Below are 25,157 nucleotides of genomic sequence, written 5' to 3'. Positions count from 1 at the left end.
CCATAAATCGCCGCATGGACAGCATAGAGGCAATAAGTGCGTTAATCCCTTCAAAATGTTGTATTTCAGACGAGGAATATCGTCCCATAATGATTGGGAGGTGTTAGACAATGATTGCTGCCGAAGAGATATTGTCACTGAGTAAATCTAGCCGCCCATTTTAAATCAACAACATAATGCACTTTCTGTTTGCCTACAACCTGCTCGGGCTCAAATGGTTTGAGCGAGAGCTATCAAACGTCGCGAGAACTGAACCTGAGGCAATAAGTTGAACTAATTTATTCAAAAATGGTGTATTTAAGACGTGGCAAGTGAGCCCATAGTGCATGAAAGGTACTAGGCGATAATTATTTTCGAAGTGATATAGATCAGTTGCAATGAAAGTGCTGGCAGCTTGCCGCAAAGTGCCGTCGTCGCTTTTCGAGATGTTCGCAATAATCGGTTAGTGCTTGCAAGGTGCCCACTGGACCATGAAATAGCTTGCCAAACTCGGTGGTCAGCTTGAGCCAATTGTCATGGGGGATATTTAATCTGTTCAGTATCTTGGTACTACTTTCACTGATGTATCCACGTTTATCATTGCGAATAATTCGGCCCGTATCATCTACCAATTGAACGTAATCCATTAATGAAAACGCAATGCCATTGGGTTGGTTGTCGCACTCGCTACCAATAAAAGGCAGGAGATTGCTCGGCTGCTCACCTTTTAATGCGGCCCGAATACGCAATTGAATACTGGTATGGTCGGATTGTTCTGGTGTATCAGCCAGTTGTGCTCTGATGGGACTTCCTTTTAATAAAAAGTAATCAACGTAAGTCATACAGGCTAATACCGCGGCTTCATCGAGTGGGGCTTGAGTCTCCATAAAATAAATAGATAAACCGCCCTTCCCAGAAGCGACCTGTACAGTTATCTTCTTGATTTGCTTGCCTTGCAATCGGTTCGTTGAGGCAGCGCATAAACCAGCTAATGTCGCATAATCGACTGCGATAAAGGGCGATTGAATGCTTTAATCGATTGACCTGATGCGCCTCAACCAACTCACCTTTAACGAATTTTTGCGTTAATTCATCGCCTTTAAACAACTTATGCCATTGTTCAAGCACTTCGCGGTCAGTCCAACGATTTGCCGTCTCGATATCGACTCGCAGCACCAGATGCAGATGATTAGACATCACGGCAAAGGCTGCGATATCAATAGCAAAAACCGCTTCAAGTTCAAACATTAGCGATTCTACCCAATCACGGCGATGGTCATAGTTTTTACCCGAGTAACTATCATCGCCACATAAAAAAGCCCGCCGAACAACGCGGCTACAGCAATGGTAATAGGGAATGATGTTAAGGTGAGAGTTCAAGGCTTATCTGGGTTCTACGAGGGCGCGGCATACAAACCTCCTTGTTCAATGCTTAACCAAAGCATAGTAGGAGTTTTACTACCGCGCGATTGAGGCTGGGTGTCCAGTTTTATTCTGGGTGTCCAGTTTTATTCTTTACCAGAGGTCAAGCGTGCCTTAGCCGTGCGCTATTGCCCTTGTTGCCATCAAGCTATGCATTTTATGGGCGTTCATGTGCGTCATCGACCGACAGGCGCTAACATCACCGCCTAAGGCGAGAAGTATAAGGATAACGGGCTAACCAAACAGAATGAGGACTTGATAACGGCTTGATGAACAAGTGATAAAAATATTAGCTCGTTCGCTAAGGGCGGGTCATGTCTGCATAAAAGTCTCTTTCAAAATAAGACCTTCGCCAGTACAAATTCTCAATCCGCTATTTGCATAATAAAGTGTCAACAACCAGCATCGGGCTTGTTCAACACTTGGGATAAGGTCGCGGCTACGCGCGGCCTATCCTTATTTGTTATGTGCGAATTTCACTCCTCACTCAATCCCTTCTAGCTTAGGAATTACTTCCTCAAAGAAGTGCGCTGTATCGATAATGATTGATAGGTTTCTTGGTAATAAATCAGGACTTGAGTAACCATACCTGGCAGCTTCAAACAACCCGTTTAGATCCCTGAGTAGGCCACCTATCTTAGGGTACTTTTTAGCCATTGAAGTCTTTTGGTACTCTTTCTTAATGATTTTCGATCTTTCTTGAGATAGCTTGCTAAATAAATCAGCTAAATCATGTGTTTTATCTCTATCATCAACATCAGACTTTATATACATAAACCCCGTAGCTAACTCACTTGGGCTATCACTTACTCCAAACTTAAATTCATTATATTCGTCTTCAGCTAAACATGATTTTAGAAATATCTCTATTGAAAACGAAGCATTGGCAATAAATGGATACACCCAATCGAAGTCTTGGGGATTTTCACTAAACAACATTTCTGCTGTTTTCTTGAAACCTACACCAACTCTATAAACGCTGACCGATGGTGATGGTACTTTACTATTCAATTCTCGACTCCCTTCTTTTGCACATAACATTTTATTAGTGCGCATGCGCGTTTACCTCATTAGACCAGTAAAAACGCGCATCATTAACTGTTTGTATTGCAAAGAACTTATCAGCTTTTTATCTAATACACCATTCGGAAAAACGCGCATGCGCGTTTTCCAAACCTATTAACTAATTGGGGAAAAGTTTATGTGTATGATTTTTAAAAGTTTTATAGATTTTAGGCTGGATAAACGCGCAAACTAATGAGTGTAAAAACACTCAAAAGCATCTAAATTTAAATACGACTGTATACCCATACATTGTTAGTCGCTGTGCGGTAGGGCCATACATTAGGTAAATAGATAAGATTTTGTAGGGCAATTCATTCGTCAGTTTGCGACTCACCAAATGAATGCTAGCAAGCTTTGGGGCATTAGCTTTTTTGCCAAATGAACAGTGCAATGGTCGTCAAAATTGCTATTGTTGCAACTGTGACCGTTGGCGGCATGGCCGCTCTTTCACATCCATGTGAACGCGGCATTTACACTTCCATGTGTTGCAGATACCGCCGTCGAGCCTATAGGGACACTGCTTTTTAAACAAAGAGCACGGCGTGTCACTGGGGAAACAATGACAATTCATCCTACACACCTGACGACAAACTTATCTCGTTTTGGGGCAAAAGCCTTTAGCCAGATGAATAGTTCAATGATCGTTAAGAATGGCATTGTTGCAACAGTGTCCGTTGGCAGCATTGCCGCTCTTTCACATCTGACCCATAGGGATATGGGAAATGCCACTATGATGTTGGGAACATCATCGGCCATGTGAACGCGGTATTTACACTTCAATGTGTTGAAGATGCCGCCGTCGAGCCTATAGGGATACTTCTTGTTAAATAAATAGGCGGCGTGTCACTGGGGAAGTAGTGGCAATGTATTAATGCCATATTCGATTCAGCTTTGGCAGCGTTGCTGGAAAAACAATGACAATCAATATCTGCACTATGTGACTATAAAATTCGAAGAACCATTAACATTATTAATGGCGGCAAACCAATATGCACTCTGCCATTTTTGTATAACACTTTATTCTTCCTAACAAATTAACTTTTCGCTTTGCTCTGGGCGGATAAACCAAGGTTTAAATAAAAATCCCTGTACTAGATCGACATTTAGTTCACGGGCTAGCTGGAACTGGGCTTCGGTTTCTATGCCTTCGAGGATGCATTGTTTGCCAGTGCGTTTTCCAAATTCAATCAATGCACTGAGCAGTGCGATACCGTGAGGTTCGGCAACTAAATTTAGCCAGTGACGATCAAACTTCAGATAATCCACATTCATCATTAAATCGACCGACAGCATGGAGTGGGGCGCACCGATATCATCAAGTGCCACGTTAATATTGGCTGCTTTAAATTGATGAAACAGTTGATTGGCAAGCTCTGCGTCATTAATGCAGGTATTTTCAATAATCTCTACTGTTAGTTGCGGGTGACTGGAGAGTAGGTCGAGTAACTTTTGGGTATGCACGCCGTTTGCTGCATGGGGATCGACATTCACAAATAAGCTTTGTTCAGCAGGAGCGTGTTTAAGCTGAAAGGCTTTGGCCTGAAACTCGATCGAAGCAAGTGCATCGCTGTTCTCGTGTAAGTGCTCAAACACCAAATTAGGGGCGATGGCTTGACCTTGCTCAAGGTAGAAACGGGCGAGTGCTTCATAACCATAAATGTGTTTAGTGTGAGGGCAAACGAAGGGTTGGTATTCGCAACTTAAGGATAAACCGCTGAGTTTGAGCATGTAGCAACGCGTGGATAATGACTAATTGCTAATTATTCGCATTTAATAGTGCTAAGTGCAAATAAGTTTGCCTGAGTGATGTGCGTTTGCTGATTTTATATACATAGCTTAACGGTATGAATTTGAAACGGTATTATGTTAGTGAATGCGATAAAGGTGGCCTTGGCCACCTTTATTACATTTAGTCTTGTCCTTAGTAATGGAATTTCAGCTCAGCGTCGTTAAATAAAGGCTGTGGCTGTTGTTTTTGCGCTTCGTAAATCAAGCGATAACTTAACACGGCTTGTACATATTCACGGGTTTCGGTGAAGGGAATAGACTCGATAAAACTCATCGCATCGAGTTGACCATTTGATTCCGATAACCAGCGGCGAACCCTTGATGGGCCTGCGTTATAAGCGGCTGTGGCTAATACGCGGTTTTGATTGAACTCCTTCAATAATTGGGCGTAATAGGCGCTGCCTAAGTTTAAGTTAAGTTCGGCACTGTAGAGATCCTTTGGATCGTTGTACTTAGCACCGTGTTTTTTTGCTGTGGCCTTGGCGGTCGCGGGCATAATCTGCATTAAACCGCGGGCACCAACGCCAGACGTTGCATAGAGGAAAAACGCACTTTCGCGGCGGCTAATGGCGCGGATTTCATCGATATTGACCTTGTGCTTTTTACTGGCGTGTTCGAAGCCTGACTGATGTGCCATCGGGAAGCGCAGGGGAATATCGTCCCAGAGCTTGCCTTGAATACTGGCCTCCACGCCAAAGTCATACCAGCCTTGATCGTGGGCATAACGACCATAGCGGGCGCGCATCTCATTATTGCTGCGCTTTAGTAGGGCGACCCATTCATAACGGGCATCGAAGTAACGATCCAGCGCCATCAACTCCGATACGCGCACAAAACCCAAATCATCTTCGAGTTTTGGACTGTTCCCATTGATAACCGGCTCAGGACTTTGATTTAGCGATACGGGCTTATTCAATAATTGTGAGGCGGCAAAACCGTAAAAACCGCGCTCATTGCTAACGGCCGCTAGGGCTTTGGTGGCGCTTTCTGGGGCATGTTTGGCATTGGTGCGATACAGCCAATATTGCCAGCGTTCTTTGGCTTGAGCTTCAGGTGATAATAAATCTAAGTAGCGAGCAATATGGGTGCTGTCCTGCTCGCGAATCGCCCAACGTAAACGACGTTCGAACATATCGTCGCTTTTCATCTCTGGCAGCAGATTATCGGCCCAGTCTTTAAAATTATCATCCTGCTCAATCAATACTCGGCGCACCAGATACTTTTGCAGCTGTTGATCTTGCGCGGGGCTAAAACGTTTGGCTTTTTGATACCGAGTATATAAATCGATGGCTTGGTCGAGATCCTTACGGGCAAGGCGTTTTAACCCGGCAGCAACGATATCGCCAACAATAGGATTTTTGTCTTTAAATTTTTCAGTATGGCGCAGGCTATTGGGATCTTTAAATACGGCGACTAAGCGCTTGGCTTCGGCGCTATGGACCGTAATTTTTTGCGATAGAAAGCTCAAAAGACTGGTTTGGCCTTCATCGAAGCTCACTAACATCCGTGCCCAAATCACCTCTTGAGTGCGCTTGCCCGCTTTGGTCCAAGCATTGAACAAAGGGTCACATTCTTTCGGACGGGAATCACCATAGACCCATAGCGACTGCGCGGCGGTATAGGCGGTTTGGGTTTCACCTTTAGCAAGTTTAGCCTCATAAAAATAACACTGTAGCCTGACATCGGTTGGCGCATCTTGAGCCAGCGTCAGAAAGTCGTTCCAGCGCTTTTGGCTACCAGCATTCAATAAATATTTCGAACGCAGTCTTTGGTACATTGGTGTTGTTTGATATTTATCTATCAAAAACTTAGCGTCATTACCGCGTAAATCATTGAGCCGACCTATATCGATATCATGGTCTAAGTAGATCGCCAGCGGATATTCACCTAACTTAGCACGCAGGGGCTTATAGGTTGCATAGTCTTGTTTCTTCAAGGCTTTTTCAGCCTCAAGAAAAGTCTTTTGGGTCGACGTTAAAGCAAAAGCCGCAGAGGCATTAAATGCACCTGCGATAATAATTGCGCTGGATAACACCATCTTTGTGAATGGGTTGCACATGCAGAACTTGCCTCCGGGCATCAAGGTTACAATCGATTTTTCCTTATCGATTCAGGATTAATAGTGATTTAGGCGTTTTGCTGCGTTTGGGTGTTGAGTTGTTCGAGTGCGGTGGCATCCTCAATTTTTGTTACCCTGGTTTGGTGTTCAGTTGTTTTAGCTGAGCTATCGTTTTCGAACTCGCTGGTTTCATCAATATCACTGTCGTCTAAGGCTTCATTGAGCGCCTTCTCAAGTAACATCTTATCGAGTTGTTTGCTGGTATCAACACCCAGTTGCTGCATTAAATGCGCTTGACGCACCAAATTGCCTTTGCCTGAGGATAATTTATTCATGGCACTGTGATAGGTTTTCTCGGCGTTATCTAAAGCGCGGCCAAGTTTTTCCATATCGTCGAGGTAGCCGCAGAGTTTGTCGTAGATCCGGCCTGCTTGTTTGGCAATGGTTTGGGCGTGTTGGTTCTGATACTCGTAACGCCAGATATTATTGATGGTACGCAGCGCAACCAAGAGGTTGGTTGGGCTGACCAGCATAATATTTTGCTCAAGGGCAAAGTTAACAAGGCTTGGGTCATGCTCTAAAGCCAGCAAAAATGCGGGTTCAATCGGGATAAACATCAGCACATAATCTAAGCTTTTAAGCCCGTGTAAACGCTGATAATCTTTTTGGCTCAAGCCTTTAATGTGGTTGCGTATGGATAGCACATGCTCATTGATGGCTTGCTCACGCACCAGCGGATCTTCACTGTTAAAATAACGCTCGTAGCTGACAAGCGACATTTTAGCATCGATCACCACGTCTTTATTTTCAGGCAAATGCACGATGACATCGGGCTTAAAGCGTTTGCCGCTGTCATCTTTGAGATCCTGCTGGGTGTGGTACTCGTGGCCTTCGCGCAGGCCACTTTCTTGCAGCACGCGGTCTAAAATCACTTCGCCCCAGTTGCCTTGCTGCTTATTATCGCCTTTTAGGGCTTTTGTCAGGTTAATGGCATCTTGGCTCATTTTTAAGTTGAGCTCACGCAAGTGCTCTAATTGATGTTTGAGTGCACTACGCTCGGATTGCTCATGGTTATAGGATTCGCGGATTTGCTGCCTAAAACCTTCTAACTGTTGCTTTAACGGCCCAAGTACGCCTTCTAATTGATTGGCGTTTTGGTGTTTAAAGTTTTCGCTGCGCTCTTCGAAAATACGGTTGGCAAGATTTTCAAATTGGGTTTGCAGACGTACTTCGGCACTTTCTAGGGTGGCGATCTTTTCCCGCAGTGATTCTTGCTGGGCATCCGCTTTGGCCTGAATGGTTTGTTGTAGGGCATTGGATTTAGACAACGCCAGTTGTAATTCGAGTTGACGGCGATGACTATCGTTTAATTGCTGCTCTAAACTCGGCACGCGCTCGGCTAAGGCCTCGGCTTTGCCTAGATGTTCGATTTTTTGCTCTAGGCGCTGCTGGCATTGACGGAGTTGGCTATCTTTATCGTCCACTAAGATTTGCTGCTGCGCGAGGGAAAGCTCTGCATCTTCGTTCACTTGGCGCATTTCTTGTTCTAACTCGTCCTTAAACTGTTGCCAGCGAGAACGGGTGAGACGTTGATTGAGTAGGGCACCGATTAACAGTCCTAAAAAGGCCACGGCGATTAGGCCGATGATCTGGGCGAGGGAAAAAGATTGAGAAAATGGCATCTTACTAGCACTCCTTTTGCGATGGCGCTTAGGGTCGCATGCCCCTAGAAAGGCTTCAAGTGCTTTAATAAACAATCTGTTTAGCTGATGACTCAAATGAGCAAGACTTAGTCGCTTAGGTTGATATAGTGTGAGGGATGAAATTTTTTTTCGGTTTTCTGTGTCTATATCCCTAAGCTTATCAACACAGGTTAATTTACCTGAGCTTTATGGGTGAGCGCTTAGCGTTAGCAAAAGCCGGTACATAACATTTTATTTCTGCAGAGGTGTCAATTGGCTAATCAATCACGTTTTACACCGGGTATTTTGAAAAAAGCACGCTGGCATATACAAGACAATCAAGTTACTCCTGAGTCGGTCTTTAAGGCACGCCGCCACATAGTGAAAGCCATGGGGTTAGGTGCGATTGGTGCCAGTATCCCAGGTTATGTGCAGGCGGGATTATTCGATCTGTTTGGTGATCAGCCCAAAACCAGCTTTATCACCACGCCACTGACTTTTGAGGCCAATGCGCGCTTTGGTCAGGGTGAGGTGCTTACACCATTTGATAAGGTCACAACCCATAATAACTTTTATGAGTTTGGAACCAGCAAACAAGACCCGTCTGATAATGCTCAGCAGTATAAAGTCGACCCTTGGCAATTGCGTATTGAAGGCGAAGTTGAGCGCCCCATGACGCTTGATTATCAGGATCTGACTAAGCTGTTTCCGCTTGAAGAGCGTACTTATCGACTGCGCTGTGTTGAAGCTTGGTCGATGGTGATCCCTTGGGTTGGGTTTCCTCTTGCGGCGTTATTGAAAAAAGTGGGCGTAACCAGCAAGGGAAAATATGTCGCTTTTGAGACCGCCTTCGATCCCGAGCAAATGCCAGGACAAAAAAGCCGTTTAATGGGCGGTGGCATTCATTATCCCTATGTGGAAGGCTTAACCATTGCCGAGGCGATGAATGAACTGACGCTGATGTCAGTCGGGCTGTATGGTAAAACCCTGCCGCCGCAAAACGGTGCGCCGATCCGCTTAGTGGTGCCGTGGAAATATGGTTTTAAGAGCATTAAATCGATTGTGCGTATTCGGGTGATGGACAAGCAGCCACCCACCAGCTGGAATCAACTCGCACCCCATGAGTATGGGTTTTATGCCAATGTGAACCCAGCTGTCGATCATCCCCGGTGGTCACAGGCGAGTGAGCGGCGCATCGGTGAAGGTGGGTTATTCTCGGCGCAGCGCATCGATACATTGCCTTTTAATGGCTATGGCGAGTTTGTGGCCTCTTTATATGACGGCATGGATTTGAGGCAGTTTTATTAACCCATTCGGCGACCGTATTCTAGGCGCAATCGATTGCGCCAGTTGCAATATCTGTCTAGCGAGATAGTGGTTAGCGCCATTAAAGGGGAAAAGAGTAGGAGTCTTATGTTCAACATCACGGCGTTAAGAGTCACACCAAAACAACTGCTCTGGGTAAAGTTAGTTTTTCATTTGATTGGGCTTATCCCGATTACTTGGTTGGTTTTTACTGTGCTGTCGGGGCGTGCGGGCGGCGACCCTGTGCAGCATATTATCCACTTTACTGGAATTGGCGCACTCAATGCGCTACTGGCAACACTACTGATTTCACCTATTGCCAAGAGATTTAAGTCAGGTTGGTTAATGCAGACTCGCAGGCTTGTCGGCCTGTATGTGTTTGCCTATGCCACACTGCATATTGTGGCGTTTTTCAGTTTAGATCTGCTGTTTGCCTGGGAGTTATTCTTCAGCGAGGTGGCGAAACGGCCTTATATTTTAGTTGGTGCTGTGGCTTATGCGATTGTGAGCGTCTTAGCGATTACCTCATTTAAGGTCTTAATGCGAAAAATGGGCCGCCGTTGGCAAACGCTGCACAATGGGGTGTATGTCGTGGCGATACTAGCACCGATCCATTTTTATTGGTCGGTCAAATCCGAAATCATCGAACCGAGTCTGTATATCCTCGGCTTTGGTTTGTTGCTCGCGTGGCGCTTACCCATTTGGCAGAAGAAGCGTAGCAGTCGTATCGCGATGGCCGCCGAGGGCAAGCGATAATCTGTAGTGTTGGCATTTATCAACGAGCAAAGAAAACGGCGTTTGCATACACTGCAAGCGCCGTTTTTATATCAGACGTTGGAAGAGAAAGGTTTAACCTAAACCTTGGGTTGCCGATTTCATTTGAATAAATTCAATCTTATAGCCGTCAGGGTCTTCCACAAAGGCGATTTCGGTGGTGCCACCCGCAACAGGGCCAGGCGCGCGTGTCACTTTACCGCCTGCGGCGGCAATGGCTTCACAACGAGCATAAATGTCTTCATCACCAATGGCGATATGGCCAAAGCCTGTGCCGAGATCGTATTTTTCAGTGCCCCAGTTATAGGTCAATTCAATCACCGCTTGCCCTGTTGACTCTTCACCGTAGCCCACGAAGGCTAAAGAATATTTGTATTCTGGGTTTTCTGAGGTGCGAAGTAGCTTCATGCCAAGTATTTGAGTGTAAAAATTAATACTGCGCTCTAAGTTACCAACGCGGATCATTGTGTGTAACAGTTGTGACATAGGATTATCTCGGTCAATGAATTATGCCGGCATTATAACAAAAATCACTGTTAATCGAGTCTTAATGTTAATCGAATAAGCGAATTGCTATGCCTTGATTTTTGAATTGATGTGCGCTAGGTGAGGTTGCGTGGTGTGAGCTGTATCACGTCACCATTAAATGCAATGTGAAAAGTACAGGATAATTTAGGTCTTGCTCACAAAATAACTATCTCAATATAGGCATTTATCGCAGGCTTGATAATAATGGGTTCATACCCACTAGGAGAGTGAATATGAACACCGAACTTAAAATGGCGCTAGGTACTACAGTTGTAATTGCTTTATTTTTCAGTGCATTCTTCGTATCTATGTTCTGATACCGCATTCTAATCAAATCCTGTGTTAAGGCGCTTAAATCGGTTGATTTAAGCGCCTTTGTGTTTCTAGACTCCGCCATTTTCCGTATCTGTCCGTTTTAACATCTCGTGATTGTCGGCAATATTTCTGCAAATAGTTTGAAAAATGATTATTTTGATATTTATATATTTTGATTTTCAAACTAAAATGTTGGCAGACATCATCAAACACCACAGGTACTTTTGTCCAAATCGGTCAGATAAGGGCAGGGAACGTAGGAAAGAATAATGAAAATAACCCCTTCAACAATGTCGCAGCCAAGTCATGGCGTTGGACACTCCATTGCCCAATGGCAACATCCCCATGGATTCTCTACACAAAATACTGCTGGCGAAAAAAATACCCGTTATGTGCTGTATTTAACGGTTATCACTATGGTGGCCGAGATTGTGGCGGGCACGATATACGGCTCTATGGCATTGCTGGCCGATGGTTGGCATATGGGCACTCATGCCGCCGCCTTTATGATTACGCTGTTTGCCTATTCCTATGCCCGTAAGCATGCCAATGATCCAACCTTTGCCTTTGGTACCGGTAAAGTGAGTGTCCTTGGCGGTTATACCAGCGCCATCGCCTTAGGACTGGTTGCACTTATCATGCTTATCGAATCAGGGATGCGTTTGATAAACCCTGAGAATATTCACTTTAATGAGGCCATTTTCGTGGCCTTGATTGGATTAAGTGTGAACGTATTAAGCGTGTTTTTGTTGAAAGACCATCACTCCCACGACCATGGACATTCACATGGGCATTCACACGGTCACTCTCATGGCAACACTCACGCACATGATCATGATGATGAGAACGATGACCATAAGGCTCATCAAGATAATCATTGCTGCCATGGGCACGATCATCATGCTGCTGACCATGACCATGACCATGACCATGACCATGACCATGACCATGACCATGACCATGACCATGACCATGACCATGACCATGACCATGACCATGACCATGATAACCATTCACACAACCACGCACATGGACATTCCCATGGGCATTCAGGGCATGATCACAACCTGAGAGCGGCTTATTTTCACGTATTAGCCGATGCATTAACCTCTGTGCTGGCGATTGCCGCACTCTTATTCGGTAAATATATGGGCTTAACCTGGCTCGACCCGATTATGGGGATTGTAGGGGCAATTATTATCAGCCGCTGGTCATGGGGATTGATTCAGCAAACGAGTCCAATTTTGCTCGACGGCGGGGTAAATATCTCGCTACAACGTAAAGTGCGCGAAACCATTGAAGCGGTGCCTGATCACCAAGTCGCCGATTTACATATTTGGCGCGTGAGTGCCGATCACCATGCTATTATGTTATCCATAGTGTCCCACTCACCGAAAGAAGCCAGTTATTTTAATCAGTTACTGACTAAGTTCCCTGAGTTATCCCATATTACTATTGAGCTGCATACTTGTCGTCAACGTGAGTGTGTCGCTAAGGAAGCCTAATGACAGTTGCACCGCAGCATGATGCTCTATCAGCCTCGGCCGTCCATTCCACGGATCAGGCGTTAAACCATGTGATTATTGAGTTTTATGAAAAATTATCATCTTGGGAGCATGCTATCGTGCGTGATAAGGGTTTTAGCCTATCACAGGTTCACACCATTGAATTATTGGGAGTGCACGGCGCGATGCGGATGAAGGAACTTGCTGATAAAATTGGGGTAACGACTGGCACGCTTACGGTGCAAATCGATAAGATGGTCGAATCCCAATGGGTTGTGCGCCGCCCGCACGAAACCGATAGGCGCTCGATTCTGGTCGAGCTTACCGAGAAAGGTCAGGCGCTGTTCCTCGAACATGATGCGCTGCATTTGCAATTAACGACCGATCTCACGGCTAAGATGAGTGCAGAGGAGCGAAGCTTACTGTTGAGTCTGCTGACGCGGATGAACCAAGAGTTTTAATTGCACATTTATGTAGCTCATTAAGTCACGATTAAAGCGCCCCGATGGGCGCTTTTTTTTATGACACAACATCTTGAATATTTTCGATTCATTCTCGATTAATCATCCGTGATTACAATACCTTATCTTTTGTTACATTCTTGTTGGATTAAAAGTTGAACTGAAAATCAATTAAGGTAATGTAGAGCAGAAATTAAGATGGAATCAATTTAAGGGCTCTGTTTAAGGACTATGTTTAAGGGCTCTGTTTAAAAAGGAATAACATGAATCGTAAATTACTGCCTTGGTGCATCGCATGTGTGCTCACTATGACTGCTCAAGTTCACGCGCAAGAAGACCCGTATATGTGGCTTGAAGAGGTTGAAGGCGCCAAGCCTATGGAATGGGTTAAGACCCAAAATGCCGCCTCAGCCGCCGAAATTAAAGCCTTCAAAGGGTTTGATACCTTAGTTGCAAATAGCCTCGCTATCCTCAATGACAAAGAGCGTATTCCTTACGCCACACACATCGGCGACAAGCTGTATAACTTTTGGAAGGACGATACCCATGTCCGGGGTATTTATCGCCGCACGACCATGGAAGAATACACAAAGGCGCAACCCAAGTGGGAAACCGTGCTTGATGTCGATGCTTTAGGTAAGTCGGAATCGGTTAACTGGGTATTTAAGAGCATTGATTGCCAATATCCCGATAATCAACGTTGTTTTGTGTCTTTATCCCGTGGCGGCGCCGATGCGGTGGAAGTGCGTGAATTTGATTTAACCACCAAAGATTTTGTGCCAGCAAAAGATAAGCCATTCTTTTTAAAAGAAGCGAAATCTAGCCTAAGTTGGATAGATAAAGACCAAGCATTTGTCGGCACCGATTTTGGCGATGGCCAAAGTATGACTGACTCAGGTTACCCCCGTGTCGTTAAGTTATGGCAACGTGGTACGCCGCTCGAGCAAGCAAAAACCATTTTCAGTGGCGATAAAACCTCTGTCGCGGTATCGGGTTGGGTGATGTTTGATGATAAAACCCCGCTCAGCCTTGTCACAGAAGCACATACTTTTTATACCGCGACGCAGTATGTTTACCAAGACGGCAAACTGATTAAGCTACCCATCCCACAAGATGCTGAGATTAAAGGTTATTTCCAAGGTAAGTTGTTTCTTGAGCTAAAGAGTGACTTAGCAACGCCTGCAGCGACATTCAGCCAAGGCGCTGTCGTGTACGCTAATGTGGCCGATTTAATTGCCCAAAAAGCCTCCTTCACTGAATTTGTGAGCCCAACCCCAACAGCATCTATTGCACAGCTAAGTTTCAGTAAGAGCGCGATTTTTGTTAATTGGCTCGATAACGTGAAGAGCAAGCTGGTTCGCTACGAGCAAGATGAAAAAGGCGCATGGCAAAGCACGCCAGTTCCCTTTGAGGCCAATGGTGCGCTAACCGTGATGGATATGGAGCGCGACAGTGATGATTTCTTTGTTAATTACACTAGCTTCCTTGAGCCATCGAGCCTGTATACCGTTAATGCTAAGGTGCTTAAACCTCAAAAAATCAAAGGTATGCCTCAGCAGTTTGCGGCGGATAAATTTAAAACCGAGCAATATTTTGCCACCTCAAAGGATGGTACCAAAGTGCCTTATTTTGTGGTGATGGCAAAAAATCTTAAGCTCGATGGCAGCAATCCAACACTGCTTTATGGTTATGGCGGATTTGAAGTGTCTCTTCGCCCAGCGTATTCAGCTACCATTGGTAAAAACTGGTTAGAGCAGGGCGGTGTGTATGTACTGGCCAATATCCGAGGTGGCGGCGAGTATGGTCCTGCGTGGCATCAAGCGGCACTTAAGCAGAATCGTCATAAGGCCTACGAGGACTTTGAGGCCATCGCTGAGGATTTGATCGCCCGTAAGATCACCTCGAGCAAGCATTTAGGTATTCAAGGCGGCAGTAATGGTGGTTTGTTGATGGGCGCCGCCTTTACCCGTCGTCCCGATCTCTACAATGCTGTGGTCTGCCAAGTGCCTTTACTCGACATGTACCGTTTCAATAAGTTACTCGCTGGTGCAAGTTGGATGGGGGAGTACGGTAATCCTGATGTTCCAGAGGAATGGGCCTACATAAAAACTTACTCGCCATACCATAACCTACATAAAGACGTGCATTATCCTAAGGTGTTTTTTACCACCTCAACCCGTGACGACAGGGTACATCCAGGGCACGCCCGTAAGATGGTGGCTAAGATGAAGGATATGGGGATTGATGTGCTTTACTATGAAAATATCGAAGGTGGGCATGCTGGGGCTGCAGATAATAATCAAGCTGCGGAACTAAATTCAATGGCGTTTGCCTACTTATTACAGCAGTTAAAATAATCGCACTTGTTACCGCAGTAAATTAACAAGCTGGGGTTAGTTCCGAGCAAGTCCCTATAGGTTGGGGAGTCAAAAACGGTCGAATGCCTTCAGATTCGGCCGTTTTTTTAATCCGCATTATAACTTGTTAATTATAAAGATTATTTAATTGAGGAGAATCTGACGACTTGCTAAGATGACGCAAATTGTAGGGCATAAGATTGCCTTAAGAAAACTAAGTTAGCTTCGGCCCACTATTGATTTGAGAGACCATAACCAGTGCTGACGAGATTTAAAACCCTAACCGTGAATCGTTTTACTTTTATCACCGCAGTATTTTACGTTTGCGTTTTTAATATCCCACTGTTTGAAATCATCAAAAAAGGCATTGAAAAACAACCTGATGTCGATCCGGTTTTTATCGCCAGTATGCCGTTATTTTTGATCTTTGCGCTGAGTTTTGTGTTTTCGCTGTTTACAGTGAAGTATCTGCTAAAGCCCTTTTTTATCATTCTCACTTTATTATCATCTAGCGTGTTTTTTGCGGCCTTAAAATACAATATCGTGTTTGATTACGGCATGATTGAAAACACCTTTCAAACCAACAGCGCTGAAGCGCTGATGTATGTCAATTTTGCTTCCATACTCAATATGCTGCTTACGGGGATTTTGCCAGCCTATTTGATTTACAAAGCTGATATTCAATACAAGCCATTTTTCAAAGAGTTGCTACATAAAGTTTTGTTTATGCTGGCGATGTTAGCAGGGCTTGGGATTATCGCTTTCTTCTATTTCCAAGACTACGCTTCCTTTGGCCGCAATAATGATGAGATTAAGCGTTATATCGTGCCGACCTATTTTATTGGTGCGGCGGCTAAGTACATCAATGTGCATTACCTACAAACACCAATCAAATATGAACAGCTTGGCTTGGATGCAAAAAATGTCAGTCCCAATGCCAACGGTAAGCCCAATTTATTAGTGCTGGTGGTTGGGGAAACGGCTCGTTCGATGAACTATCAATACTATGGTTATGATAAACCGACTAACACCCATACTCAGGGGCAAGGATTACTGGTCTTTAAGGATACCCATTCTTGTGGTACGGCAACCGCAGTATCGCTGCCTTGCATGTTCTCCCGCATGGGACGTGAGGATTACGATTCTCGCCGTGCCTATGCCCAAGACACGGCCGTTGATGTACTGAATCATGGCGGGATTAAGGTGCAATGGTTTGATAATGACTCGGGTTGTAAAGGCGTGTGCGATCAGGTTGAGAACATCACTATCGATTTAAAGAGCGATCCTGAGTTGTGCTCCGGTCAATATTGCTTTGATCAAGTTTTGTTGAACAAACTTGATGAAGCATTAGCTAACGCCGAGCAAAAAGATACCGTGATTGCGTTACATATTATTGGCAGTCACGGGCCGACCTATTATCTACGTTATCCGCCAGAGCACCGTAAATTTACGCCGGATTGCCCACGTAGTGATATTCAAAATTGCAGTGCTGAAGCGTTAATGAATACCTACGACAACACTATCTTATATACCGATTACATTCTTAGTCAGGTTGTCAATAAACTTAAACAGCAGCAAGAAAAATTTGATACCGCCATGTTTTATCTCTCCGATCATGGCGAGTCTTTGGGTGAGAAAGGCATGTACTTGCATGGCGCCCCTTATAGCATTGCGCCTATTGAGCAAACGAGTATTCCTATGCTGGCTTGGTTTTCTGAGGACTTTAGTCAAGATAATCACTTGAATATGGCTTGTCTTGCTAAAGAAGCTGAAAAGGGGGGATTTTCCCATGACAATTTGTTCGATAGCCTATTGGGATTAATGAATGTTCAAACTCAGGTTTATCAGCCTGAATTGGATATTTTTGCCCGCTGCCGAGGTTGAGCCGCTTTTGGCATAACATAAAAAATTAAAGGAGGATGGCAACATCCTCTTTTTGTTTTTGCGCGCCATCATAATAATCATTTTACCCAGTATCTAAAATGAAGCAGTTGAGTTAACTTAAGTTATACAAAATTATAACAACTCATGGATGCATGATTCATGTCTTTTCCTGCAGCAAATAAAGAGCTCGATTCAGCGGCTCAAATTTTACGTTTAGCTGTACCGCAAATGTCTGCGCTCGATATACCTGTTACGCCAGAAAACTACACCGTTTGGTATGAGTATTTTGCTCAGTCAAACTTAGATCTAAATCGTGCTATTGATGGTTTTCTTGCTAACAATGTCGTATTTACCAAAGAAGTGAATACCAGTCTGTACAAGAATTTTATTCAAGAGAAGTCCCCTGAAGTCATTGAGAATGTCCAGATAGAAACTCAGATACTGATTAACTCTCTCATCAGTAAAATTACTCAGTTAACTCAAGGGACGGAAGCATTTACAAGCACCTTGGCGGATTTTGGATTGCAACTGCAATCAACGCCCGATGTGAATACGTTAAATCAATTAGTCGATGGGGTGCTTGATGAAATGCAGAGCCTATTGGTTAATAACCAAGCCATGGAGCAGAGCCTCAATGCCATGGGACAAGAAGTACAAAACTTAAAAGCTGAAATGGAAAATTTAAGTCTGGCAGCAATGACAGATCAATTGACTTCGTTACATAACCGCCGAGCTTACGAAATTGCCATTCAAGACCATATCCACCGCGCGGAAGAACAACAAACCCGTTGTAGTTTATTACTTGTGGATATTGACAGATTTAAGATATTTAACGACACCTATGGGCATCAAATCGGCGACAAAGTCTTGGCTTATGTTGCGCTGGCTTTAAAACAATGTGTGCGTGGTGATGACTTTGTCGCCCGTTACGGCGGTGAGGAATTTGTGGTGTTGCTGCCTAATACCCATTTTCATGATGCGCTGCAAGTGGCCGAGACTTTGAGGGAGCGGATTTCCGAGCGGCGCCTAGCCATAGGCAAAGATAAAAAACTCTCATTGGGCGCCATTACGGTGTCGATTGGCTTAGCCTCTTTGCAAAAGGGCGATGATGCAGAAACTTTGTTTAGCAGAGCGGATAAAGCCCTGTATGAAGCTAAATCCGATGGCCGTAATTGCGTGCGGGGCTGAGTTGTTGCTTATTATCAGTATAGTTTGAGGGCGTATGTATAATGGTTTAAGTGTTAGTAGTCACAGCATCCTTATGCTTCACTGATGCGAATCTTGGGTTCAGGATTGAGCGCCTTACGCCAATAAATGTTTAAAATGCAGTAAGCGATTGTTGGCGGGCATGGCGATATCTTCGACTAAGGTTAAGTTTTGGGCTTGGGCAAGGGTGACAATCCATTCAACATCTCGAATGCCGCTTTCACTATCTCTTTGTTTTAATAAGTCATCAAATCGCCGATTGCTGTCGCTGGTAAAGTGACCTTGATAGTTAAAAGGCCCGTACAGGCATAGGGTGTTGAGCTGTGGTAAATACTCTCCTAAGCCATTAAAAAATGCTTCCACCTTGGGTTTACTCATAATATGTAAGGTATTGGCGCTGAATACTGCATCGATATGGGGGCCGTTGATAGACCAAGGTAGTGATACATCAAGTGTAATAGGTAAGCCAAGATTATGAACGCCAAGTTGATGACCTTGTTGTAAACATCTTGCACTAATGCCCTCAAGATATTGCGCTTGATCGCTCGTTTGCCAAAAAAGCTGATGGAGATTCGCCGCAAAATAAACGGCGTGTTGTCCCGTGCCGCTGCCGATTTCAAGTACTTGTTTGGTATTGGCAAAAGCGGTTTTTAATACCGCAAGAATAGGCGCTTTATTATTTTCACAGGCTTGAGAAAAGGGCAGAACATCAGTTGTTTGAGGTTGTATATCCTGCGGCATAGTTTCTCCTGATAGGTCATTGTTAAACAAGTTATTGTTAAATAAATCTTTGTGAAATGCGTCTTTCTGATGGCGATTACCCTTGAGACAATAACGCAGGGTCAATTCTATTACCATCCTAGCGGGTGGTGCCTAGCTTAAGTCACTAACCTCGTTAATCCAATGGCTTAAGCTGTTTTGCCAAACTCGCTTATTTCCCTGTCAGGGGGCATTCTTCTGTTGACCATGATAATAGCTTCGTTATACTCAAAAATTCTGAACGTTTGTAAAATATATTAAACGAAAAATCATAATAACATCGTGTAAGGAAACCCTATGTCAGCCAAACGCTGCGCCTCTTATTACAATGCCACTATTAAGCAAGAGTCTGATTATCCAGAACTTGAAGGTGATCTTCGTGTAGATGTTGCCATTATCGGCGGCGGGTTTACTGGGGTTGCAACCGCGGTTGAGTTGTCTGAAAAAGGCTACAAGGTCGCATTACTAGAGGCAAATAAAATTGCTTGGGGCGCGACTGGCCGTAATGGTGGTCAAGTGACCGGAAGCCTATCTGGCGATGCAGCGATGACCAAGCAATTACGGCGTCATCTTGGTCAGGATGCCGAGGATTATGTGTGGGATCTTCGCTGGCGTGGGCACGATATCATCAAAAGTAGAGTGGCGAAGTACAACATTGATTGTGATTTAAAATTTGGTCATATCCAGACGGCCTATCGCCCCGCACATATGGCAGAGTTACAGCAAATGTTCGACGAGGCTAATCGCCGTGGCATGGGGGAGTTTATGACCTTAGTGCCTGAGCAGGAGATGCCCACCTATTTAGCCTCGCCCTTGTACCACGGCGGTTTAGTCAATCGGCGCAATATGCATCTGCATTCGGTAAATCTATGCCTTGGTGAGGCGCGAGCCGCGGCCTCATTAGGCGCGCAGATTTTTGAACATTCGCAGGTGCTGGATATTCAGCAAGGAGAGCTTGCAACCGTGGTCACGCCAAAAGGAACGGTTAAGGCAAACAGCGTGCTCATCGCCGGCAATGCCTACCACAAATTGGGCCGTCCCAAGCTACGGGGCATGTTATTTCCTGCCTCCCTTGGCAATTGTGCGACAGCCCAATTGCCAGCTGAGTTAGCTAAGCAACTTAATCCACAGGATTTGGCCGTGTATGATTGCCGCTTCGTGCTGGATTATTACCGCTTAACTGCCGACAACCGTTTGATGTTTGGCGGTGGCACCAATTACAGCGGCCGCGATCCTAAAAACGTTGCCGCTGAGCTGCGCCCGGCGATTGAACGTACTTTCCCCCAGTTAAAGGGCGTCGATATTGAATTTGCCTGGGCTGGCATGGCGGGGATAGTGATTAACCGTATTCCTCAGCTGGGCAAAATTACTCAGAATATCTTCTATTGTCAGGGATATTCCGGCCATGGCGTGGCAACTTCCCATATCATGGCCGAGATCATGGGGCAGGCGATCGATGGTCAAATGCGAGAGTTCGATCTCTTCGCCGCCATGCGTCATATCCGGATCCCGCTGAATGAATGGTTTGGTAATCAGGCACTGGCACTCGGTATGTTGTATTACACCCTCAGGGAAAACTGGCGCTAAACAGGTGGGGCGTCTGACGAAAGCGAGATGATTGTCACTCATATTGGATTAATTGTTGTGAGTTAACTGCTCGCCAGTTTTTCAGCTAAATAATCCACTAAAACCCGCACTTTGGCGCTCAGATGACGATTTTGGGGGTAGAGCGCCCAAATGCCTTCTTTGGCTTCGCGGTGTGCGTCGAGGAAGGAGATAAGTTTGCCTGCATGAATATCTTCTTCAATATAATAATCAGGGAGTTGTACTATCCCTATGCCCTTTAACGCTGCATCCCGCAGGGCATAGCCGCTGTTGCAGATAAGGTTGCCGCGTACCTTAATATTGCGCTCGCGGCCATGTTCAATAAAGCGCCAGTAATTGTGATTCCCGATCAGACAATTATGTTGATTTAACTCCGAAAGCGTATGGGGCTCACCGTATTTTTCAACATAACTGGGCGAGGCGGCCACATAATGGGTGCGGCTACTCAAGGGTTTGGCCATTAGGCTGGAGTCGGCGAGTTTGCCAAGGCGAATAGCCAAATCGTAACCGCCCTCAATCAAATCCAAGGTTCTGTTAGTCAAGTCAACATTACATTCCACGCTCGGGTACTGCACCATAAAGTCATTGAGTAACGGCATGATAAATTTTTCACCGTAGGCTACGGGCGCGGTGAGTTTTATCAGCCCTTGAGGCGAGTCTTTAAGATCGGTAATCGCTCGCTCAGCTTCCTCGAGGCCTGTCTGCAATTGGCGGCAATGGCGATAATAAATCGTGCCTTCTTCGGTGAGCGATACCTTGCGCGTCGTACGGTAAAACAGCTTAGTGCCGAGGCGATTTTCCAGCGCGCCGACTTGCCGACTCACGTGGGCGGTGGACACATTGAGGCGCTGTGCGGCTAAGGTAAAGTTCTCGGCTTCGGCTACTGCTACAAATTCTGATATGCCATCCCAAAGGTACATTATTGCTTCTCAGTAAAAATGAATTGCCAAAATGCTAGATTATCAATCCTCAGGAAATAAATACAATCGAATGACTGCATTACCGCACACTATTTTTAAGCTTATCCGTCCGCCTCAATCTATGCTTACAAGCGAGTAGGGCTAGGATAAGCCGTAAATTGATAAGCCCATTGATTAAAAGAAGGAAAGACAAGCATGTCGAACGAAAAACCACAGTTTATCAAGTCAAAGGCCGCGGTGGCTTGGGGGCCAGGACAGCCACTCAAGATTGAAGAAGTTGATGTGATGTTACCTAAAGCTGGCGAAGTATTAGTGCGCATCGTGGCGACTGGGGTGTGCCATACCGATGCGTTTACCTTAAGTGGTGACGATCCTGAAGGCGTGTTCCCTGCGATCCTCGGTCATGAGGGCGGTGGTATTGTTGAGCAAGTGGGCGAAGGCGTGACCAGCGTGCAGGTGGGTGACCATGTGATCCCTCTCTACACGCCTGAATGCGGTGAATGTAAATTCTGTTTATCGGGTAAAACAAACCTGTGCCAGAAGATCCGCGCGACTCAAGGCAAAGGTTTAATGCCAGATGGCACCACGCGTTTCTATAAAGATGGTCAGCCAATTTTCCATTACATGGGCTGTTCTACCTTCTCTGAGTACACTGTATTACCTGAAATTTCATTGGCTAAGGTCAATAAAACTGCGCCATTAGAAGAGATCTGTCTGCTAGGTTGTGGTGTGACGACAGGTATGGGCGCCGTAATGAACACCGCTAAGGTGGAAGAAGGCGCGACCGTGGCGATTTTTGGCCTAGGTGGTATCGGTCTTTCGGCCATTATTGGGGCGACCATGGCTAAAGCCAGCCGGATTATTGCCATTGATATCAACGAATCTAAATTCGAACTTGCCCGTAAACTAGGTGCAACCGATTGTATTAACCCTAAAAATTTCGACAAACCCATTCAAGAAGTGATTGTCGAGATGACCGATGGCGGCGTGGATTACTCCTTCGAATGTATCGGTAATGTCAATGTGATGCGCAGCGCGCTCGAGTGTTGCCACAAGGGCTGGGGCGAATCAGTGATCATTGGTGTTGCAGGCGCAGGGCAGGAGATTTCTACCCGTCCGTTCCAACTGGTGACAGGTCGCGTATGGCGAGGCTCAGCCTTCGGTGGCGTGAAAGGACGCTCGCAATTACCTAAAATCGTTGAACAATACCTAGCAGGTGAGTTTAAGCTCGATGACTTTATCACCCACACTATGGGACTTGAGCAAGTCAACGAAGCCTTCGATTTAATGCATGAAGGCAAGAGCATTCGCAGCGTGATCCATTTCGATAAATAATTGCGCTCTTTGTCATCACAGCAGCAGATAACCGCTGACGACTTATCTGCTGCTTATGTGTTTTAAGCTTGTGATAGGGTATTGAACGGCAAGCTAACCGCTAAAAGTGAACAGGAAAGGGATTGACATGACCATAGAAAATATCAGCTGTAACAAGAGCTTTGGTGGTTGGCACAAACAGTATCGCCATCAATCTCAGGCGCTGAACTGCGAGATGCGCTTTGCGATTTACCTGCCACCCGAGGCGGCCAATAAGCCTGTACCTGTACTGTATTGGCTATCGGGACTCACCTGTACCGACGAAAACTTTATGCAGAAGGCTGGCGCGCAGCGTATTGCGGCGCAGTTGGGAATGGCTATCGTCGCTCCCGATACCAGTCCTCGTGGTGATGATGTTGCCGATGCACCGGATAAAGCCTATGACTTGGGCCTCGGCGCAGGGTTTTATGTGAATGCGACCAGAGCACCTTGGAATCGCCACTATAAAATGTACGACTATATCGTGCATGAGCTGCCAGCGCTGATTGAAGCGAATTTCCCCGTAACCGGACAGCGCGCCATCTCTGGCCACTCCATGGGCGGGCATGGCGCGTTAGTCATTGGATTAACCCATCCCCACAGATATAGCTCCATTTCGGCCTTTAGCCCTATCAGCAATCCAAGCAATGCGCCTTGGGGGATTAAAGCTTTTACCGAGTATTTAGGGGAAAATCGTGAGCACTGGCGCCAATATGATGCCTGTGAGTTACTCAAATTGGCGATCAGCGAAGTGCCTATTTTAGTCGACCAAGGCGATGCGGACAGTTTTTTAGAAACACAATTAATGCCACACACGCTCAGTGATATCGCCAAAACGAAAGGCTATCCCTTAGATTTGCGTATGCAGGCGGGCTACGACCATAGCTATTACTTTATTGCGAGCTTTATTGAAGAGCACCTTAAATTCCATAGCTTGTATTTTAAATAAGGTTGCCAATCGTTAACCCCTTTCAGGATTAAACCTCAGAGTTAAAGCCTAGGGTTAAATATTAAAAAGCGCGGTGAACATCAAGTTCGCTGCGCTTTTGTTTTCTACGGATAAATCGTGATGTCATTCAGCATGTCATGTTGGTCCGTTGCGCCTGAATGATTTGAATGCAGCGGCTATATCTGAAATGAAAAAAAACTGTTAAGTTCTCGAAATTAATGATGATTCATTCTCTATATTCTCATCGAACAATATTGGTGAATAAATATACGCAAGGATAGGAGTTCAATATGAAATGGATGTTTGTACTGTTACTGGCGATAACGAGTACCGCCAATGCCATGATTATCAGGCATGATGCGGAAGACGCGAAATATCAAGCGGCGGCGCAAAGCGATAATTCAACAGTCACCTTTTTAGGACTTTATAAAGGTGATGAAATCGTGCTTGGTACAGGCAGCCTTATCGATAAGCAATGGATTGTGACGGCGGCGCATGTGGCTAATGAGCTAACGACTGGCAATAAAGTGCAATTTAAAAAGGATTTTTACTCGATTAAAGACGTGATAAAACATCCACTTTGGAAAGAAAGGCACTTTCCCAATGACATTGCATTGGTCCAATTGGCATCTCCAATTGAAGACGCCACACTCGCTAAATTGAATCCTGCCTCAACCGAAACGGGTAAAATCGCTACCTTCGTCGGACGTGGCGATTTTGGTAATGGGCTAGTGGGCGTTGTGGCGGCCGACAAACAATTGCGCGCGGCACACAATGCCGTAGTTGGGGTGCAGGAGCAATGGCTGCAATTTATCTTTGACCGCGACGCGAATGCCTTACCATTGGAGGGGATCAGTGGCCCAGGAGATTCGGGTGGCCCCGCATATCTCGTCTCGACAAATTCAGTCTGCCTTATCGGTGTCAGCTCATGGCAAAATGCTGAGTCAACCAATTGGGAAGAAGGTAAGTATGGCGTGATTGAGCATTACTCACGCATTTCCTATTTCAGAGATTGGATCGAGAAAACACTTTGGAAGATATCAGGGATATCGCCAGAAATCTGTCCTGATTAAGGTATTAGATTGTACTTTTGCGATAAATTGCCGCTATCTCACTACTCTCTATTGTTTGCTCTCATAAAAACGGATGTGTACATCGGTGAGTTTGGCCTAATTTAACCTGAGCTCGGGATAAGTAGATCCGCTGAATAGACATCTTTTCGGGCCTCTCTGCGTTGCTCT

The 25,157-nt window shown here is 45.4% G+C and carries 19 protein-coding genes and 2 pseudogenes; 13 read left to right on the top strand and 8 right to left on the bottom strand.

From position 1 onward, the window contains the following. Positions 1-368: 368 nt before the first annotated feature. A pseudogene (locus IEY09_RS12140) lies at positions 369-1,390 on the bottom strand (transposase). Positions 1,391-1,485: 95 nt separating this feature from the next. On the opposite strand from IEY09_RS12140, the pseudogene IEY09_RS12135 reads away from it, so the two are divergent. Beyond that, positions 1,486-1,611 (top strand): annotated as a pseudogene (locus tag IEY09_RS12135) (IS91 family transposase); the annotation flags it as partial. Between the two features lie 273 nt (positions 1,612-1,884). Here IEY09_RS12135 and IEY09_RS12130 read toward each other — a convergent pair. Next, positions 1,885-2,457 carry a hypothetical protein gene (locus IEY09_RS12130; protein WP_188871227.1) on the bottom strand — a complete coding sequence of 191 codons (573 nt, stop codon included), beginning with the start codon at positions 2,455-2,457 and terminating at the stop codon, positions 1,885-1,887. Positions 2,458-3,025: 568 nt separating this feature from the next. Here IEY09_RS12130 and IEY09_RS12125 point away from each other — a divergent pair. Further along, complete coding sequence (locus IEY09_RS12125; protein WP_226871866.1) at positions 3,026-3,226, top strand: hypothetical protein; 201 nt, start codon at positions 3,026-3,028, stop codon at positions 3,224-3,226. A gap of 266 nt (positions 3,227-3,492) precedes the next feature. Here the strand turns inward: IEY09_RS12125 and IEY09_RS12120 are convergent, their stop codons facing one another. The 3 genes from IEY09_RS12120 to rmuC all read right to left on the bottom strand — a co-directional run bounded on the left by IEY09_RS12120 (position 3,493) and on the right by rmuC (position 7,995). Next, positions 3,493-4,194, bottom strand: coding sequence for an EAL domain-containing protein (locus IEY09_RS12120; protein ID WP_188871226.1), 702 nt, complete (start codon positions 4,192-4,194; stop codon positions 3,493-3,495). A gap of 193 nt (positions 4,195-4,387) precedes the next feature. Further along, positions 4,388-6,313: a transglycosylase SLT domain-containing protein gene (locus IEY09_RS12115; protein WP_188871224.1), complete on the bottom strand. Its 1,926-nt coding sequence runs from the start codon at positions 6,311-6,313 to the stop codon at positions 4,388-4,390. Positions 6,314-6,381: 68 nt separating this feature from the next. Then, entirely contained in the window at positions 6,382-7,995 is a 1,614-nt protein-coding gene (gene rmuC, locus IEY09_RS12110) for a DNA recombination protein RmuC (RefSeq protein WP_037417844.1), read from the bottom strand. A gap of 273 nt (positions 7,996-8,268) precedes the next feature. Here rmuC and msrP point away from each other — a divergent pair, with 273 nt between their 5' ends. Further along, positions 8,269-9,303: a protein-methionine-sulfoxide reductase catalytic subunit MsrP gene (gene msrP / locus IEY09_RS12105; protein ID WP_069454838.1), complete on the top strand. Its 1,035-nt coding sequence runs from the start codon at positions 8,269-8,271 to the stop codon at positions 9,301-9,303. Positions 9,304-9,408: 105 nt separating this feature from the next. Next, a complete protein-coding gene (gene msrQ / locus IEY09_RS12100) occupies positions 9,409-10,056 on the top strand; it encodes a protein-methionine-sulfoxide reductase heme-binding subunit MsrQ (protein WP_188871222.1) in 648 nt (215 codons plus the stop codon). Positions 10,057-10,149: 93 nt separating this feature from the next. On the opposite strand, the gene gloA is transcribed toward msrQ, so the two are convergent. Continuing rightward, a complete protein-coding gene (gene gloA / locus IEY09_RS12095) occupies positions 10,150-10,560 on the bottom strand; it encodes a lactoylglutathione lyase (protein ID WP_037417829.1) in 411 nt (136 codons plus the stop codon). 626 nt (positions 10,561-11,186) lie between these two features. On the opposite strand from gloA, the gene IEY09_RS12090 reads away from it, so the two are divergent. The 5 genes from IEY09_RS12090 (at position 11,187) to IEY09_RS12070 (ending at position 18,312) form a co-directional block, all read left to right on the top strand. Then, positions 11,187-12,422: a cation diffusion facilitator family transporter gene (locus IEY09_RS12090; protein ID WP_188871220.1), complete on the top strand. Its 1,236-nt coding sequence runs from the start codon at positions 11,187-11,189 to the stop codon at positions 12,420-12,422. Next, a complete protein-coding gene (locus tag IEY09_RS12085; RefSeq protein WP_188871218.1) occupies positions 12,422-12,883 on the top strand; it encodes a MarR family winged helix-turn-helix transcriptional regulator in 462 nt (153 codons plus the stop codon). The genes IEY09_RS12090 and IEY09_RS12085 overlap by 1 nt, the downstream gene beginning before the upstream one ends. Before the next feature lie 263 nt (positions 12,884-13,146). Next, positions 13,147-15,240: a prolyl oligopeptidase family serine peptidase gene (locus IEY09_RS12080; RefSeq protein ID WP_188871216.1), complete on the top strand. Its 2,094-nt coding sequence runs from the start codon at positions 13,147-13,149 to the stop codon at positions 15,238-15,240. A gap of 258 nt (positions 15,241-15,498) precedes the next feature. Next, positions 15,499-17,124, top strand: a complete 1,626-nt coding sequence (locus tag IEY09_RS12075; RefSeq protein WP_188871214.1) for a phosphoethanolamine transferase — start codon at positions 15,499-15,501, stop codon at positions 17,122-17,124. Between the two features lie 159 nt (positions 17,125-17,283). Beyond that, positions 17,284-18,312, top strand: coding sequence for a GGDEF domain-containing protein (locus IEY09_RS12070; RefSeq protein ID WP_047539657.1), 1,029 nt, complete (start codon positions 17,284-17,286; stop codon positions 18,310-18,312). A 114-nt stretch (positions 18,313-18,426) separates the two neighbouring features. On the opposite strand, the gene IEY09_RS12065 is transcribed toward IEY09_RS12070, so the two are convergent. Continuing rightward, on the bottom strand, positions 18,427-19,071 hold the full coding sequence (locus IEY09_RS12065) for a DUF938 domain-containing protein (protein ID WP_188871212.1): 645 nt from the start codon (positions 19,069-19,071) through the stop codon (positions 18,427-18,429). 315 nt (positions 19,072-19,386) lie between these two features. On the opposite strand from IEY09_RS12065, the gene IEY09_RS12060 reads away from it, so the two are divergent. Further along, positions 19,387-20,676 carry an NAD(P)/FAD-dependent oxidoreductase gene (locus tag IEY09_RS12060; RefSeq protein ID WP_047539659.1) on the top strand — a complete coding sequence of 430 codons (1,290 nt, stop codon included), beginning with the start codon at positions 19,387-19,389 and terminating at the stop codon, positions 20,674-20,676. A gap of 62 nt (positions 20,677-20,738) precedes the next feature. Here IEY09_RS12060 and IEY09_RS12055 read toward each other — a convergent pair whose 3' ends face one another. Further along, positions 20,739-21,614, bottom strand: coding sequence for a LysR substrate-binding domain-containing protein (locus IEY09_RS12055; RefSeq protein WP_037417872.1), 876 nt, complete (start codon positions 21,612-21,614; stop codon positions 20,739-20,741). Between the two features lie 195 nt (positions 21,615-21,809). On the opposite strand from IEY09_RS12055, the gene IEY09_RS12050 reads away from it, so the two are divergent. The 3 genes from IEY09_RS12050 to IEY09_RS12040 all read left to right on the top strand — a co-directional run bounded on the left by IEY09_RS12050 (position 21,810) and on the right by IEY09_RS12040 (position 24,989). Continuing rightward, a complete protein-coding gene (locus IEY09_RS12050; protein WP_126513036.1) occupies positions 21,810-22,949 on the top strand; it encodes an S-(hydroxymethyl)glutathione dehydrogenase/class III alcohol dehydrogenase in 1,140 nt (379 codons plus the stop codon). Between the two features lie 127 nt (positions 22,950-23,076). Further along, the gene (fghA, locus tag IEY09_RS12045; RefSeq protein ID WP_037429803.1) at positions 23,077-23,916 is read left to right on the top strand and encodes an S-formylglutathione hydrolase; all 840 of its coding nucleotides are present in this window, start codon (positions 23,077-23,079) and stop codon (positions 23,914-23,916) included. Positions 23,917-24,206: 290 nt separating this feature from the next. Next, positions 24,207-24,989 carry a S1 family peptidase gene (locus tag IEY09_RS12040; protein ID WP_188871210.1) on the top strand — a complete coding sequence of 261 codons (783 nt, stop codon included), beginning with the start codon at positions 24,207-24,209 and terminating at the stop codon, positions 24,987-24,989. Positions 24,990-25,157 lie beyond the last annotated feature (168 nt).

Origin of the sequence: Shewanella xiamenensis, assembly GCF_014647135.1 — a bacterium.
Lineage (GTDB): Bacteria > Pseudomonadota > Gammaproteobacteria > Enterobacterales > Shewanellaceae > Shewanella > Shewanella xiamenensis.
Note: the sequence above shows the minus strand (reverse complement) of the source record. Positions and strands in the feature narration are given on the sequence as shown.